This is a genomic window from Phytobacter palmae, assembly GCF_039409775.1.
Taxonomy (GTDB): domain Bacteria; phylum Pseudomonadota; class Gammaproteobacteria; order Enterobacterales; family Enterobacteriaceae; genus Phytobacter; species Phytobacter palmae.
In genome coordinates this window covers 287,698-303,221 of the sequence record NZ_JBCIVJ010000001.1, presented here as the reverse complement: position 1 = coordinate 303,221, position 15,524 = coordinate 287,698, and the positions used below count along the sequence as shown (strand labels likewise).

Below are 15,524 nucleotides of genomic sequence, written 5' to 3'. Positions count from 1 at the left end.
TCTGCCGTGCCTATAAATAGTGCGTTCTGGTGACAAAAACGCCTGCGGCGATAAGTGCCAGAACAACCGCAAGGAACTTCATTTTACGGCTTTTCTCGAAAATGACGCTGATAAGCTGAATAACTATGATACCAATAAAGATCAACAGTGATGTCAGGTCACTGTTGCTGGTATCAGCAGTGACCGAACCCGCAGATATTGAGGGATCCATTTCACTCATCCATGAATATTTATCGACAGAGACCAGGCATAAAAGGATAAGGCCCAGGCAATACATCAACAGTAACGCAATCCTTAATATGTTATTCATGTTATCCCCAAATTAGTCTGCTGAATCGCTGCCAGTGATTGACAATAAAGTCGCCATAGGACGTATTTCTCTTAATTTCTTCCAGCGTCGGGATAAGCCCCCTGTTGTAACGTGCGCCGATAATCCTGACATCTTCCATGCTTAAAGCTGAGGGCAGTTTGTCATAATCCGCCAGTTGTCGCAGATGATGAGCAACCAGGTTGATGTTATAGACATCTTTTTCCAGGCAATTTGCCAGCGTTCGCAACTGATTCATATCCATCTTTGCTACATCCAGCCCCAGCGTCCTGGCCGCCGTGCGTAACTGCATGCTGACAAAACCAAACGAGGTCTTTTCCGGCGGGTTAGTGATAGTGAAATTACGATCAACAAAAGCAGGGCCGCTCCAGTCAAATGCCCTGACTTCAAACGCGACCCTGTCGATGAAGTTCGGATCGCCACCCACTTCGATCCAGCACACCCCGGCCAGCAGTTCTACAGGCAAACTATAACGTTCAGCTGCGGTTCTGATGGCGTTTTTATTATGAATGACCCATGCATCTTTAAACTTCTGAATATATCCGATCCCCCCGCCAAACTTATCGGAAACGACTTTCCAGATGAATACATCTATCAAGCCCCAGCTCGGAGAGGATTCCATCGGTTGACACACAGAAAAATCGTTATCGCTCATACAAATTCCAGTTCAGAAATTTAAAGAATAACGTGACGGGATCTCATAATACTGAGGGAGGATATCTGCCGGCATAGCAGATAATTCTGATACTGGAATCTGCTCTGCGCGTTACAGGAGAGCGAATGGTTTTCTCATCGTCGCAGAGTGCCTGGCTTAACGACGGGAAACTTCTGTGACCGCCTTGGGGAAGTTATCACCGGGAACCCGGTGCACGGGTTCCCGGTGTGTCAGGGAGGCAGGTGTATTAACGGCCCGTATTAAAGAAGGCCACAGTCTGCGTCAGCCGTCGGGTCTGCGCTTCCAGGGCGCTGGCGGCAGCAACCGCATGTTGAACTAACTGGGAATTCTGATGCGTCACCGAGTCGATTTGTACGATCGATTCATTCACCTGGCTTATCCCGATACTCTGCTCATCCGTCGCCACCGAAATTTGCGACATGATGTCTGAAACGCGCTGTACGGCTTCGATCATCTCGTCAATATGGCTTCCGGCAATTTTGATCTGCGAAGAGCCGCTGTTTACTCGCGCTACCGACTCTTCAACCAGTACTTTTATCTCCTGTGCAGCCTGAGAGCTGCGCAATGAGAGGTTTCGAACTTCACTGGCCACCACAGCAAAGCCTTTTCCTTGCTCACCGGCACGTGCTGCCTCAACCGCTGCGTTCAAAGCGAGAATGTTAGTCTGAAAGGCGATGCTATTGACCACTTCAATAATATTGGCGATTTTTCCGGCGCTTTCAGAGATATCACCCATGGTGCCGTTCACATTCTGCATCATCACGCCGCTGCGCGACGCGATATCCACCGCGCCTCGCGCCAGTTCGCGCGCCTGCCCGGCATTTTCTGCGTTTTGTTTTACGGCAGCGGTAATCTCTTCCATGCTGGAGGAGGTTTTTTCCAGTGACACAGCCTGCTGCTCAGAATGTTCAGCAATCTCCTGATTTCCGGCGACGATATCATGCGTGCTGGTGTTAATAACTTCCGCAACGCCCCTGATTTCTGCGATGACAGAGGTTAACTGTTCACGCATCACTCCCATTTCATGTACCAGACTCTCGTTATCGTTGGCTTTTTTATTCACCGCCTGCGACAGATCCCCTGAGGCGATGCGGGAGACAACTTCTGCGGCATAACGCGGTTCACCACCGAGTGTTTTCAGCGTGCTGCGATTGATAAAATAGACAAGAATCGAAAGCAGAATGCTGATGGCAACAAACTCAATAATGTTCTGGTAAAGCGAGCTCAAAAAAGCTTGTTGAATATCATCCACATATAGCCCGGTAGTGATAATCCAGCCCCATGGTGTCCACGGAATACTGTAGGCAACTTTAGGCTGCGGCTCTGTTTCGCCAGGCCGGGGGAAAACATACTTAGTGAAACCCGCATTGTCGCCTTTGGTGACAGCCACCATATCCCGAAAAATATAAACCCCATTTGCATCGGAAATATCCGGCCCTTTGCCAATAAGCGCGGCATTTATCGGATGCATGATGACCTGAGCCTGGTTATTAAGAATGGTAAAATAACCGGTCTCACCATAACGCAAATCTTTAATGGTCTGAAGGGCGCGTTGCTGTGCCTCCTCTTGTGAAATTAGTCCCTTGTCGACGAGCGCGGCCTGCGTTTTCACAACATTAAGGGCGAGTTGTGAGACATGCATTAACTCTCGTTCTCGCAGCGTTAGCTGGTTTTCTTTAATTTTCAGAGAGCCGAAAAATAAAGTTCCGGCCAGACTTAACAGCGCGACGATGAGTGGAATCCACAATTTTTGGGCGAAGGATAATTTCATAGCATGCTAACCTATTGTTGTTTTATATGGTGGTGTAGCGTCGGCAACCCTGGTATCAGACCGCGCTATATCTTTTATCGGAATTTAAAAAAAAGAAATTAATCGATAAAAACGATATATATATTTCAGATGTTCTTTTTTTGTTATAAAGAAATTAACTGTTTGGTAAATAAAGGGTTATTTTTAACGGCTAAGTTGACGGCTTTAATTTTATAAGCATAAACATGAGCGCGATCACAATAATATTTTTAATGGGGCTAAAGATATTAAATAAAAGGAAAAAATGGGTAGGAGTGGTGTGGCGGAGAGGGCGGTAAGAAAAACCCTGAATGGAAGCATTCAGGGTTTTCAAAAAGTCATTAACGCCGAAGACGATTAACGGTTTTCTTCAATGTAACGTGCCAAATCTGCAGGGGTTTTCAGCACGGTAGCGACTTCAGTCGGCGGGATCATGCAGCCGTAAACGTCCTGCACTTCCAGCACCAGATCGACCGCCAGTATGGAGTCGAGAATATCTGACTCAATCAATTCATCGTGAAAACCCACTTTGCGGGATAACACTTTTTCAAACAGGGCGAGAATTTCTTGTTCCATAATAGTTTCCTGGCTAATTAATTCGTGCGGGCGTGGGTGTCCAGCAATTTACGATCGATTTTGCCGTTCGGATTCAGCGGCAATGCATCTTTAATAATAATTTGTGACGGCACCATGTAATGTGGAATGACTTTCGAAAGGGATGTTTTGATCACCTCCGGAGCCAGGTCCGTCACGCAGAAGGCGGCAATTCGCAGCACGCTTCCGCATGATTTCATCAGCGGCAGCACAACTGCTTCACTAATGCCGGACATCGCCAGCAGGCGATTTTCAATTTCGTTTATTTCAATACGGTAACCGTTCAGTTTAATCTGGCTATCGTTGCGGCCCTGACAATAAATGAGACCGTCTTCGTAACCCAGATCGCCGGTTTTGTAACCGCGATATTCTTCACCTTCGCGTCGCAACAGTTTTGCCGCGTTTTCCTGTGGCAGGCCGAGATAACCGCGCATCACGTTTTTTCCCCAGATAATCAGCTCGCCATCGGCGGTAATCTCCATATGGGTATCCGGCATCATCACGCCAACGGGCAGCAGCGGGTTGTCGTTATTGAGAATTTCATCGGTAATTTCGACCACCGTGGTGGCGATGGTTGCTTCCGTCGGGCCATAGGAGTTAAGAATTTTGGCCTGCGGGAAACGACGGCGTAATTGTTTCACCAGCGCTTTATTTAATACTTCGCCAATGAAAATAAACACATTGAGTTCAGGCAGATAATCGCTATTAAACTGCGGCGAAAGCAGGCGCTGATAAGCGAAAGAGGGCGTGGAAACCCAGACGGAAACAGCGTTCGCTTTCAGACGATCCAGCCAGTTTTCCGCCGCGATATCCTCTTTCGCGTTCAGCACAATGTGACCACCCGTGGCCAGATTCGCCAGCAGAGGGATCAGCGAGAGATCGAAGCTGAAAACAGCGTGGTTCATCAGCACCGGTTTTTCCGGCAAGGAAAAGTCCTGACTTACCCATTTCATGAAGTGCCATACACTTTCACGTCCAATCTGCACCCCTTTCGGTTTTCCGGTGCTGCCGGACGTGAACATGATGTAGGCGAGGTCCTGCTCGGCAAGCACCTGGCCCGTCACACCGGTTGAAATAAATTGTTTCGCGGCCACATCGTAATAGAAGGGGGCGTTGGCAAGCTGGCAAATCTCTTTGAGACGCTCCTGCGGATAGATGCAGTCTACCGGAATGTACGGAATGTTGTGCAACAGGCAGCTATAGAGCGCGACGGCAAATTCCGCCTGCTGGTGCCCGTATAACACCACCGGCGTACCGGCAGGCTGGTTGCATTGTTGATAACGTTGCGCCCAGTCAGTGACCGCAACGGACAGCTGTTGCCAGGTGATGGCTTCATCGCTACCGCTGATCGCCAGTTGCTGAGGGGACGCGGGATCACGTAATGCCGCACGCAAGAAGTCTTGCAGTTCCAGAAGCTCGGAGTCATTTTTCATAAGGGTGACATTCCACTAAAGATGTAAAGGGAGGCCGCGGCGCTTCCCAGCGTCAAGATTCGTCCCATAAACACAGAAACCGGATGTTGAAGCCCGTTGCTCAAAGCGGGATGGCGTTTGGCGAACCATTGCAGCATGTTGTGAACAACGGAAATGGCGCCAAACAGCGCGCCGCTAATGACGTAGTGTCGTTCGAGTCCATTCCATGCCCCCATACAAAACAGGGTGCAGAAGATGCCAATGTTTTGCGCCAGCGTTTTGTTCTGACGGAAAAAATTGTGCTTCATTAAATTCATATAAATCGGCATAAAGACCACGTCCCTCAGCCATTCAGAGAGGCTGATATGGAAGCGGCGCCAGAAGTCCTGCGGCGTTTTCGCCAGAATCGGCATATTGAAGTTTGCCGGAATGTTCAGGCCAAATAAGCGGCCAGCCCCGATAGCCATGTTGCTGTAACCAGCAAAGTCAAAGTAGAGATAGGCGCTATAGGCAATCGACATCACCACGCCCACTTTCAACGTAAATGCTTCATGGCTCCACGGTTGAACGACCAGAGTATCGACCAGCATAGCGAATAAGAATTTCTGGATGATCCCGGTAATAATTTGCTCTAAGGCCCCTAAAAACTGCTCACGCGTCAGCGTGAAAACCGGTTTATTGATATCCGTCATCCAGGTACGCCAGCGGTACATCGGGCCGGCCAGGATAATAAACGGCATAAACAGGTAGCAGAAGTAGTGCAGGAAGTTCCGACCATCTTTTTTACTGCGATAAAGCAGTACATCGATGGCGCGGAAGGTCATAAAAGAGAGCCCGATCATGCCCCAGTGGTTGTTCAGGTGTAATTTCACCAGGAACAGCGGCAGCAACGTTAATGTGACCGCCTGCCAGGTTTTTAACCAACCTTTCTCTTTTAATGTGACAAGAATATAAAAACTGAAAAATACTGCCGCCGGGACAATATAATCGCCTTCAAAGATATATCCCCAGCCTAATGCCGCCAGCACGGAAAAAGCGGATATATAGGTCAGTCGGTGATGCAATACACGATTAACCAGCGCAAACACCAGCGCTGATGAGAACAAATAGAAGAAAAATATGCCGGAGCTGTACATTATTTGTCCTCAGAACTTTTGATATTCAAAATGCAATTGCAAACTCATGCTGTCATCCACGGAGGTCCACGCGACAATCGTTATCGCCAGCAGGAGATAAAGGACAAACAGGCGAATGGCGGTTTTCATCATTTAAAATTCTCCGCGATAAAGCGAACCATAGGAACCCATGCAATTTCCGATGGGTGCAGACGATCCCAGTTCCAGCCGTTTTGATACGGCATCGCATACATATCTAAATAGGGCACCTGGTTTTCCGTCAGGATTGCCTGGATTTGCTTGTCAACAGGCTGAAAAGTATTGGTATTGGTCAGCGCCCATGGGTTAATCGGGTCGACAATCGCAATCACCTGTACATGACGCTCTTTCAGCAGTTTGATGGTCGCCCGGAAAACCTCGATTTGATTCGGTACAACAGGTGTGTCATCCCACTGTTCTGGCGTATCCCCGGCTTCATAAACCGACTTGTCCATCCACATAGTGGCTGCACTTTGCTTGCGCGCTTTGTTCAGCTCACGGGCATTAGCCAGCTCTTGATCCCAGTCGGGCATCGTAATGCTGTCAGGCTGTGCGGGCCAGGGTTGCGCGGCGGGCTGTGGCTCAATATTGAGCAGGTCCAGCCAGTCGTTTTTTATCATCGTGCAGAAGTTTGCAAACTGATAGCTCACTTCTTCCCAGATCAGGTCCGGATGCCAGCCATAAATGGCCATTTCACCAAAGCTCAAATGGCTGATATCGTCCGCTTCAATATGTTTTAAGTAATTGACCAGCAAAGGACGGGCCTGCTTGTCTTTCATTAATGGATCGAAAATTGAAGCCGGGAAATTATCCGCAAAAATTGCCGGCGGAAGCCCATTGGAATAAAAGCTATCCGGCGCAAGGAGTAACACTACTTTACTGTTTGCGTTAAGGTTGTCTTTAAAACGGGAGAACAGTAAAAATTGTGTGACGTCGTCGACATAACTATCGCCATATGCCACTAAGGGACTGTGCAATTGCTTATTGAAGTAATTATAGACAGCGTAATGTTCATTTTCAGAAGTGGATACTTCTGATGCCCCGATAAAGAAAATCGCATTCCCTTGTAATGCATGGGAAATTGTGGCTATTTTTTCTGCTTGCTCTTTTGGTGTGCCTTCCATCGATTTAATCAGCGGCTGGAATTTAAGCGGCGGATCAAAGCTCGTCACCACCGGGTGAGCGCTCAGGACCAGGATGGCGAGGAGAGCCATCAGGATGTGTAGGCAGAAAGTATTTTTGATTTTCATTATCATTATAAAAAAGTAAGACTACATGACATTAACTTGTTTAAAATTTGTTGATTCTTAGCGTTACAACAAATAGACAACAATTGGGACAATGGGTAATTGGAATTAATTCCAATCTATCTTCTTTGACATTCTATACCAGGTGCATCTGAAAAGATGAGCATTGCTGTGTAACGGTATGTACAGCGTTAGCGCGTTAATAATAAGCGCGGCATTTATGAAGAAAGAGACGTGATGGAGCTGACCTCTTCAGGCTCACTGCGAGTGGTAATCAACAACGATGATGAGCAGACACACCGAACCGGCACTCATCAGTGGTGCAGTTTCGATAGATGCGATAAACGACCTTGTCCGCTCCCGGAGAGGAGCGGATGAAGCGGTCTGGTAATGGCTCACGAGTACAGGATATTGATCCCGATAAAAACGCGATTTTTATTAGCAGCAGAGGGAGCAGAGCACGTTCTGTGTACTGTCAGCAACCCGCCAATAGAGGAGGTGACAATGAACAGCCTGCGCCATCCGGTACGCCAGAGCGATAAACGTCAACAACACGAAAGCAGAGGCATCACACTCTCATTATCAGAGCAATCCGTTTGCTTTTAAGTATTCCCACCAGGGGAACCCAACGACAATATGAGTAATAAACGTCGATAACGCAACGATAGTACCGGTTAGCCACCAGGATTTTATATCGTTATAGCCAGCGGCAAAAATAATTGGCCCTGCCGCGCCGCCATAATGGGTAATACAGCCACCGTATGAGTTGGAAAATAAAATGGCTAATGAAAGAATGACCGGATCGGCACCAGTGACCAGGCCTAGCGTTGCAAATACAGGGACCATAGCAGCAACATAAGCCCCACCGGAGGCAAATAAATAACGAATAACAATGCTGAGAAAAACGATAAAAATAATGACGCTACTTCCGACATGTATATGCGAAATATTTTCTGAAAGAAACTTCGCCAGCCAGCTAAAAAAGCCAGCTTTACTCAGCACGCCACTCAACCCGATTATCCCGCCATACCAGATGAGGGTATTCCATCCTCCCTTACTCTTTAATACATCGTCCCAGCTAATCACATTAAAGAGCAGTGCAGATGCCATAGCAATGATCGCCACAGAGCATTCATTAAGCCCCAGTTGCCGTGAGAAAATCCACCCCATCAAGGCCAGAATGAATATGGCTATCAACCCTTTTTCACGGCGATTCATATCACCTATTTCGTTCAAACCTTTTAATGCAATCTCTTTATTATTGATTTTCTTTAGCTCTGGCTTAGTCACTTTGTAGGTTATGTAAGGAATGACCGAAAGCATGATTAACCCAAGTGGCGCACCGGCAAGCGCCCATCCTGTCCAGCTAATATGTATATGAAAGACATCTGAAATTAACTGTAGCGCGAGCGCGTTGCCAGCAAATGCTGTTAAAAACATATAGCTGGTGGTCTTTGTAACCATATAGATGTTTACCATAAGATAGCGGCCTGCCTTGCAGGGACTTTCTTTCGGTGTTGAATTTAACGCCAGAGCTATACTGTTGATAATCGGGAATACAATGCCGCCGCCACGCGCTGTGTTAGAGGGGGTGGCAGGGGAAAGAATTAAATCCAGTAATACGGTGACATAACCCAGCCCAAGCGTTGTTCCACCAAACTGATATATAAACCAGTAAGCCAGGCGTTTCCCTAAGCCCGTTGATACAAAAGCCGCACTGAGGGTAAATGCGCTGAATACCAGCCAGGTTGTCCCGGAAGAGTAACCATTTAAAACATCAAGTGGCTTAATTGCTGAGTCGCTAAAGTTAGTGATGGTGATACATGAGGCTGCAAGCGCTGCGATGAGTATAACCGGTTCAGGATAGGGTTTACTCACCAGGCCGATGATCGCCGCAAGATAAATGCTGGCCAGTATCCAGGCCTCTCTGGAAAGGCCATCAGGCGGCGGTGTAATTAATGAAAGGCATATAATGAAAATGAGAAATATTATTTTCAATAAATTTGAGTTCATTTTAATTAATCCGTGTTCCATTCTTTTGATAATGTCAGAGATCTCATTTGAAAATGAGAATGCTGCCGACTCAAAAAAATAAACAATTAATTAGAGGGCAAGAGACATGCCTGGGAATATAGCCAGGCATGTTTTTGAGGCTTATTAAATTGTTACAACGTCAATGCGACGTTTTTCCTGCACCTGATACTCAGCCAGCGTATGGAAATTTAAGTAACGATACGTATCTTCACGGGTGTCATTTATTTTATCCATATGCCAGTGATACTGTTCAACCGTCGGCATTTTTCCCAGCATAGCCGCAATCGCACTGAGTTCAGCCGACGCCAGGAAGACGTTCGCATCGGTACCCAGGCGATGTGGGAAGTTGCGGGTTGATGTTGAGACAACGCTGCTCCCTTCTTTGACCCTGGCCTGGTTACCCATGCAAAGCGAGCAGCCAGCCGGTTCGATACGGGCGCCGGATCGGATGAACTTATTGAAATAGCCCTCGCCTGAGAGCTGCTGAGCATCCATTTTGGTGGGTGGGGCAATCCACAGGCGGGCAGGGATCTCTTTTGCATCAGCCAGCAATTTTCCGGCGGCCCGGAAGTGACCAATGTTTGTCATGCAGGAACCAATAAACACTTCCTGTACTGGCGTCCGCGCGACTTCGGACAGCAAACGGGCGTCGTCCGGGTCATTGGGCGCGCAAACAATCGGCTCCGTAATTTCAGTCAGATCGATTTCAATGATTGCGGCGTATTCAGCATTTTCATCTGCGCTGAGTAACGACGGATTGGCCAGCCATGCTTCGATCTCTGCAATGCGCTTTTCAAGGGTAGGGGCGTGCTCATAACCCTGGCTAATCATCCAGCGCAGTAAGGTGGCATTGGAACGCAAATATTCGGCAACGTTCTCTTCTTCAAGGCGCAGGACACAGGCAGCCGCTGAGCGCTCTGCGGATGCATCTGCCAGTTCAAAGGCTTGTTCAGCTTTCAGCATCTGTAAACCTTCGATTTCCAGAATGCGACCAGAAAATATATTGCGTTTGTTTTTCTTCTCGGTGGTCAGCAACCCTTGTTTAATGGCGTAGTAAGGGATCGCGTGCACCAAATCGCGAAGGGTGATTCCTTTTTGCATTTCACCTTTAAAGCGGACCAGAACCGATTCCGGCATATCGAGCGGCATAATTCCCGTCGCGGCGGCAAAAGCAACCAGCCCGGAACCGCCCGGAAATGAGATCCCCAGGGGGAAGCGCGTATGCGAATCTGCACCGGTACCCACTGTGTCAGGGATCAGCATGCGGTTAAGCCATGAGTGGATAATTCCATCGCCGGGTCTTAGCGCCACGCCTTTTCTGCTGGTAATAAACTGAGGCAGCGTCTCATGCAAATTCACGTCGACAGGTTTTGGATAGGCTGAGGTGTGGCAAAACGACTGCATAACCAGGTCGGCCGAAAACCCTAAGCACGCAAGGTCCGTCAGTTCATCGCGTGTCATCCCGCCAGTGGTATCCTGCGACCCCACGGTGGTGATTTTAGGTTCACAATACTGGCCAGGACGAATACCTTCGACGCCGCACGCTCTGCCCACCATCTTCTGTGCCAGCGTAAACCCGGCAGAAGATGGCGCAGGCTCTTTGGCTTTCCTGAAAACAGATGTTACCGGCAGGCCTAAAGATGCCCTGGCTCTGGCCGTTAAACTGCGACCAATGATCAACGGAATGCGACCGCCCGCCTGGACTTCATCCAGCAAGACTTCTGTTTTCAGGCTGAATGAGGCAATAAGCGTCTGATCGTGATGGTTACGGATCTCGCCCTTGTACGGATAGAGGTCAATCAGCATCCCTGTCGACAAACCGGAGACATCCACTTCAACAGGTAATGCACCGGAGTCCTCCAGGGTATTGAAAAAGATAGGCGCAATTTTTCCACCTAAGACAAAGCCCCCGCTGCGTTTATTGGGTACGAAGGGAATATCCTTCCCGATATGCCAGAGGATGGAGTTTGTCGCAGATTTTCGGGAAGAGCCGGTGCCCACCACATCACCGACGTAAGCAAGAGGATACTGCCGGGCTTTTAACTCTTGTATTCGGGTGAGCGGACCATATTGCCCCGGTTGGTCTGGAGTCACGCCTTCTCTCGGTGAACTCAACATGGAGAGCGCATGCAGGGGAATATCCGGACGTGACCACGCCTCAGGGGCGGGTGAAAGGTCATCGGTATTGGTTTCGCCGGGCACTTTGAAGACCGTCAGCGTAATTTTTTCATCAAGCGTCGCGCGTTCGGTAAACCACTCGGCATTCGCCCATGAGGCAATAACCGCTTTTGCATGCGCATTCCCATGACGGGCTTTTTGCTCGATATCATTAAATTTCTCAAAGATAAGAATAGTGTGGCTGAGTTTATTAGCCGCTAACTGAGCCAGTTCAGTATCGTCCAGTGAGTCAATAAGAGGCTGAATATTGTAGCCGCCCTGCATGGTACCAAGAATAGCGATAGCATCCTCTGGCGTGATGCCGAATTCACTTGTTTTTGTTTTGATAATTTTATCAAGAAATTCCGCTTTCACTTTCGCCGCAGCATCTACGCCGGGAGAAACCTGGTTAATTAACAGATTGATTAAAGCTTCGCGGTCTTCGCACTGTTTATTTTCGAGGAGAGAAATTAATTCGCTGACCTGTTGCGCGGTTAATGGTTTTGCGGGTATTCCATTTTCTGCGCGCTCAGCGACATGCTTCTTATATTCTTCAAACATAAAAATATCCTGACCTTATGATAGGAAATTAAAAATGTGCTATGGTGGTTTTATATCAAATAATCATGTTGCTATTTTTAATAGCCTTTCTTCAAATTCAGCTATTCTCTCAAGACCATATTTCCATTCACCAAACCCTGATTCCGAATTAATATGGCCAGCCTCACCTATATCGATAAGCTCACATCCCCAGCAGTCTGACCAGAATACCGCACGGTTGAATGACATTAGTGGGTCATTACGACTGGCAAAGACAATGCCAGGGACGTTCAGTTTTGACGCTGTGACGATCTCTTCAAGTTCAAAACAAGAGGGTTCAGCCGGCGCAACCATAACAATTCCGGCAATATTTGAAGCCTGGCGCTGAACCTGATACCAGGATGCAAGGGCGCCAAAGCTATGCCCAATTAAAATAACGGGTAACGTACAGCTGGTTAATTCCCTGCGGATAGCGGCGCACCAGTTTTCAATATCTGGCTGGATCCAGTTTCGTTGGCTTATTCTTTTCCAGCGAGGTAAATGGCGCCCCCAACAGGTTTGCCAGTGGTACTCGTCGCTATCCCTTAATCCAGGAACCAGAATAGTGGTGAAAGAATCATCCAGTGCTAACAGGCGCGATATTGTCATGGTAAATTCCATCAATCTTTCGTTTTCCGCCCTCAGGCCGGGAAACGGGAAAGGAGCCAGGTTACGGCCAGAAGATCTGCGCTTCCTCCCGGACTTAAATTTCGGGCGATGAACGCATTGTCCATATTAAAAAGGGCCTGCCTGAATCTGTTGCCGGTAAGATTTTTAATACCCAGGAGTCTGGTCGCATACCGCCTGGCATAGCGCAATCCACTGAGGCCGCCTCGCGAGAGGATATTGGTGTCAGGATTATGTGCAATTAATGAAAGCAAAACCCGTAGCAACGCCTCTTCTGGCGAATAACCCGACGTTATGGCTTTTTCCCATATGGGTAATCCGTAGCGCCTGACTGTCACAAACCCGCTTTCAGCTTCGCCACGGGCACCTGTGAAGCCATAATCCCGAAACAGTTGTTCACCTTTGGTTTTCGCATCGCCACGTTGTTTCAACTCCCGGCTTACCATACCGGCACAGATCGCACTAATTTCAAGGCAGAGTGCGCTGCGATTGATCGTTTCGCCTTTGCCCTGCAGGCGCCCGGCGGCAGAACAAAGCAGACCAAGCGAAAATATTCCCCCTTTATGGGTGTGATCCCCCCCGTTGCGCGAAACATGGCCTGCTCGCACGCAAGACCGACAGGGCGGATAGCCCGTAGTGTCTGTCCGGGTTCCTGGCTGGCCGTTTGCATCCCTTTGGAGACAAACAATGCAAACCACGGAGCAATGGCCGCGATACTGGACATAAAGAGCTTCATATTCATGTCCATATGCGAACCATTATTGTGACGGTCTACCAGCCCCGGTTTGGGGGTCAAAATAACTTCACGGTACATCGCTTCCGCAGCGAGCTCAGCAATATTAAGCCCCTTAACCCACGGTTCATTTCTGATGGCAGAAATAGTCATTGATTCTGGCCTCCATGACAGTTTGCAGGGAAAGAAGCGAATGGCGCCGCATACGTGAACAGACATGTGCAGGTTCATCACAGATGAAGCAACGTCTTTTATTTTCGCCGACAGATTTGCGACTCAATAATCCGCTATCCGGGCAAAACACATCGATATCCCACAGCCTTCCCAGAGGATGGCTCTCCTCAAGGAGAATGGTTGCCTTTTTGACCTGCGAAGCTGGCCCATTAACGGACCAGAATGACTCTGGCCCGGTAACAAACTGGTGAGCTTCGTGCCGGCTGATTTCCCAGCCATTAGCGAGAATGAGCGCGGAGAGAGCCTCATTTGCCACCCCCATTACAGCCCTGGAGACAGGGGTATCTTTTACCTCACCCGGCCAGACCAGGGTCGTCGAGATAAGCGTTTGCCCCCAACGCGTTAACCAGCGCTGCTGTTGCTCTGCACGGGCCTCTCTGGACGCTAATAATTGCGTTAATGAGACAGGTGAGCACGATGCGTCTGCCATAGCGTCCATTACTCTTTTACCTGCCGGACGACATCAATGACACTTCCATCGCGATAACGAACAATACCCACAATTTTGGATGTAAATTCAATAGCTTTTGGATGGCCGCAGATTTCCAGCGCCCGCTGATGCAACTCCTCAATACTCAGCACAGGTAAGCCTGCATCCACTAATCGTTGATGAATTTCAGGGCGAGAAGGGTTCACTGCAATACCGTGATCGGTAACCAGAACATCGATACTCTCCCCCGGTGTCACGCAGGTTGTCACCTTCTTCACAACCGTTGGAATTCGGCTACGGATAAGCGGGGCAACCACCACGGTCAGGTTTGCTGCGGCAGCAACATCACAGTGACCGCCGGAAGCACCACGCATCACGCCATCTGAGCCCGTCAGCACGTTAACGTTGAAATCCGTATCAATTTCCAGGGCGCTTAAAATCACAATATCGACCTGGTCGCAGCATGCCGCTTTGGATGCGGGATTCGCGTAGACGTTGGTTGAGATTTCAACATGGTTTGGGTTTCTGGCTAAAGAGGCAGCGGCGGCGCCGTCAAAACTCTGGGTATCGAGCAGTTTTGCGATTAACCCTTTTTCATGAAGATCCACAATACTGCCGGTGATGCCGCCTAAGGCGAAACTTGCCGTGATGTTTTTCTTTTTCATGCGCGATTCTAAAAAGCGCGTACATGCCGTTGACGCAGCGCCAGAACCGGTCTGAATGGAGAAACCCTGTTTGAAGTAGCCGGAGTGCTCGACCACATCAGCAGCGGAGCGGGCGATCATCAATTCACGTGGGTTACTGGTTACACGGGCTGCGCCGACGCTGATTTTTGCCGGGTCGCCAACGCTGTCAATTTTTACGATGTAATCGACCTGGTCCTGAACAATGCTTGCAGGCATATAAGGGAAGGGCTCGATGGATTCAGTCAGCAGTACCACGCGTTTAGCGTACTGCGCATCCACCATCGCGTAGCCGAGCGAGCCACAAAGTGATTTACCGCCGCTACCACTCGCATTGCCGTACTCATCGGCACATGAGACGGCGAGGAAGGCGACATCAATATTAATTTCACCTTTCTGGATGAGATTAACGCGACCGCCGTGCGAGTGAATTTCAACCGGTTGCGCCATCAGACCATGCGAAATCGCATCGGCTAATTCTCCACGCATGCCGGAGGTGTAAATCCTGGTAATGACACCGTTACGAATATGCTGAATTAATGGCGCGTTACAGGTCATTAATGAACTGGAGGCCAGGGTAATATTTTTCAGCCCCAGGGATGCGAGTTTATCGACGACAAGATTGATAACTTTATCGCCTTCACGAAAGGCGTGATGAAATGAAATCGTCATGCCATCACGTAATTCGCAGCGGTCTACGATCTCATCCAGACTTTCACAAAGTTTACGCTGGTGCTTTTGCCCGAAATCTGCCAGGTAGGGTGTTGTTGCGTTGGCATGTGTAAAAGCCACATATTCTTTTTCATGCCCGACCTGTTCTTGTAAAGCTTCGATTAATTTGCTCATC

General features: G+C 48.7%; 13 protein-coding genes and 1 pseudogene. All 14 read right to left on the bottom strand.

Going from position 1 to position 15,524, the window contains the following annotated elements:
• Positions 1 to 10: 10 nt before the first annotated feature.
• Complete coding sequence (locus AAIG39_RS01475; protein ID WP_343193039.1) at positions 11 to 310, bottom strand: hypothetical protein; 300 nt, start codon at positions 308 to 310, stop codon at positions 11 to 13.
• A gap of 1 nt (position 311) precedes the next feature.
• On the bottom strand, positions 312 to 983 hold the full coding sequence (locus AAIG39_RS01470) for a hypothetical protein (protein ID WP_249572604.1): 672 nt from the start codon (positions 981 to 983) through the stop codon (positions 312 to 314).
• Positions 984 to 1,230: 247 nt separating this feature from the next.
• The gene (locus AAIG39_RS01465; RefSeq protein WP_090082408.1) at positions 1,231 to 2,775 is read right to left on the bottom strand and encodes a methyl-accepting chemotaxis protein; all 1,545 of its coding nucleotides are present in this window, start codon (positions 2,773 to 2,775) and stop codon (positions 1,231 to 1,233) included.
• 375 nt (positions 2,776 to 3,150) lie between these two features.
• A complete protein-coding gene (locus AAIG39_RS01460) occupies positions 3,151 to 3,369 on the bottom strand; it encodes an acyl carrier protein (RefSeq protein ID WP_041852336.1) in 219 nt (72 codons plus the stop codon).
• A 17-nt stretch (positions 3,370 to 3,386) separates the two neighbouring features.
• Positions 3,387 to 4,820: an AMP-binding protein gene (locus AAIG39_RS01455; protein WP_090082405.1), complete on the bottom strand. Its 1,434-nt coding sequence runs from the start codon at positions 4,818 to 4,820 to the stop codon at positions 3,387 to 3,389.
• Positions 4,817 to 5,935, bottom strand: a complete 1,119-nt coding sequence (locus AAIG39_RS01450) for an MBOAT family O-acyltransferase (RefSeq protein WP_343193038.1) — start codon at positions 5,933 to 5,935, stop codon at positions 4,817 to 4,819. The genes AAIG39_RS01455 and AAIG39_RS01450 overlap by 4 nt, the downstream gene beginning before the upstream one ends.
• Before the next feature lie 9 nt (positions 5,936 to 5,944).
• Positions 5,945 to 6,067, bottom strand: a complete 123-nt coding sequence (locus AAIG39_RS01445; RefSeq protein ID WP_261802776.1) for a hypothetical protein — start codon at positions 6,065 to 6,067, stop codon at positions 5,945 to 5,947.
• Positions 6,064 to 7,203: a D-alanyl-lipoteichoic acid biosynthesis protein DltD gene (locus AAIG39_RS01440; RefSeq protein ID WP_249572601.1), complete on the bottom strand. Its 1,140-nt coding sequence runs from the start codon at positions 7,201 to 7,203 to the stop codon at positions 6,064 to 6,066. The genes AAIG39_RS01445 and AAIG39_RS01440 overlap by 4 nt, the downstream gene beginning before the upstream one ends.
• A 579-nt stretch (positions 7,204 to 7,782) precedes the next feature.
• The gene (locus AAIG39_RS01435; protein WP_343193037.1) at positions 7,783 to 9,213 is read right to left on the bottom strand and encodes an anion permease; all 1,431 of its coding nucleotides are present in this window, start codon (positions 9,211 to 9,213) and stop codon (positions 7,783 to 7,785) included.
• Between the two features lie 144 nt (positions 9,214 to 9,357).
• Positions 9,358 to 11,952, bottom strand: coding sequence for a bifunctional aconitate hydratase 2/2-methylisocitrate dehydratase (gene acnB / locus AAIG39_RS01430; protein WP_343193036.1), 2,595 nt, complete (start codon positions 11,950 to 11,952; stop codon positions 9,358 to 9,360).
• Positions 11,953 to 12,015: 63 nt separating this feature from the next.
• Positions 12,016 to 12,579, bottom strand: coding sequence for an RBBP9/YdeN family alpha/beta hydrolase (locus AAIG39_RS01425; RefSeq protein WP_343193142.1), 564 nt, complete (start codon positions 12,577 to 12,579; stop codon positions 12,016 to 12,018).
• A 32-nt stretch (positions 12,580 to 12,611) separates the two neighbouring features.
• Positions 12,612 to 13,483, bottom strand: a pseudogene (gene citG, locus AAIG39_RS01420) (triphosphoribosyl-dephospho-CoA synthase CitG).
• A complete protein-coding gene (citX, locus tag AAIG39_RS01415) occupies positions 13,458 to 13,994 on the bottom strand; it encodes a citrate lyase holo-[acyl-carrier protein] synthase (RefSeq protein ID WP_090082971.1) in 537 nt (178 codons plus the stop codon). Before citX ends, citG begins: the two are co-directional and overlap by 26 nt.
• 8 nt (positions 13,995 to 14,002) lie before the next feature.
• Complete coding sequence (citF, locus tag AAIG39_RS01410) at positions 14,003 to 15,523, bottom strand: citrate lyase subunit alpha (protein ID WP_249573099.1); 1,521 nt, start codon at positions 15,521 to 15,523, stop codon at positions 14,003 to 14,005.
• Between the last annotated feature and the right edge of the window lies 1 nt (position 15,524).

Coding starts and splice junctions, on each gene's coding strand:
- citX (WP_090082971.1), bottom strand. CDS start 13,994: ATGGCAGACGCATCGTGCTCACCTGTCTCATTAACGCAATTATTAGCG.
- AAIG39_RS01445 (WP_261802776.1), bottom strand. CDS start 6,067: ATGATGAAAACCGCCATTCGCCTGTTTGTCCTTTATCTCCTGCTGGCG.
- AAIG39_RS01470 (WP_249572604.1), bottom strand. CDS start 983: ATGAGCGATAACGATTTTTCTGTGTGTCAACCGATGGAATCCTCTCCG.
- AAIG39_RS01455 (WP_090082405.1), bottom strand. CDS start 4,820: ATGAAAAATGACTCCGAGCTTCTGGAACTGCAAGACTTCTTGCGTGCG.
- AAIG39_RS01465 (WP_090082408.1), bottom strand. CDS start 2,775: ATGAAATTATCCTTCGCCCAAAAATTGTGGATTCCACTCATCGTCGCG.
- AAIG39_RS01425 (WP_343193142.1), bottom strand. CDS start 12,579: ATGACAATATCGCGCCTGTTAGCACTGGATGATTCTTTCACCACTATT.
- AAIG39_RS01450 (WP_343193038.1), bottom strand. CDS start 5,935: ATGTACAGCTCCGGCATATTTTTCTTCTATTTGTTCTCATCAGCGCTG.
- AAIG39_RS01460 (WP_041852336.1), bottom strand. CDS start 3,369: ATGGAACAAGAAATTCTCGCCCTGTTTGAAAAAGTGTTATCCCGCAAA.
- AAIG39_RS01435 (WP_343193037.1), bottom strand. CDS start 9,213: ATGAACTCAAATTTATTGAAAATAATATTTCTCATTTTCATTATATGC.
- acnB (WP_343193036.1), bottom strand. CDS start 11,952: ATGTTTGAAGAATATAAGAAGCATGTCGCTGAGCGCGCAGAAAATGGA.
- AAIG39_RS01475 (WP_343193039.1), bottom strand. CDS start 310: ATGAATAACATATTAAGGATTGCGTTACTGTTGATGTATTGCCTGGGC.
- citF (WP_249573099.1), bottom strand. CDS start 15,523: ATGAGCAAATTAATCGAAGCTTTACAAGAACAGGTCGGGCATGAAAAA.
- AAIG39_RS01440 (WP_249572601.1), bottom strand. CDS start 7,203: ATGAAAATCAAAAATACTTTCTGCCTACACATCCTGATGGCTCTCCTC.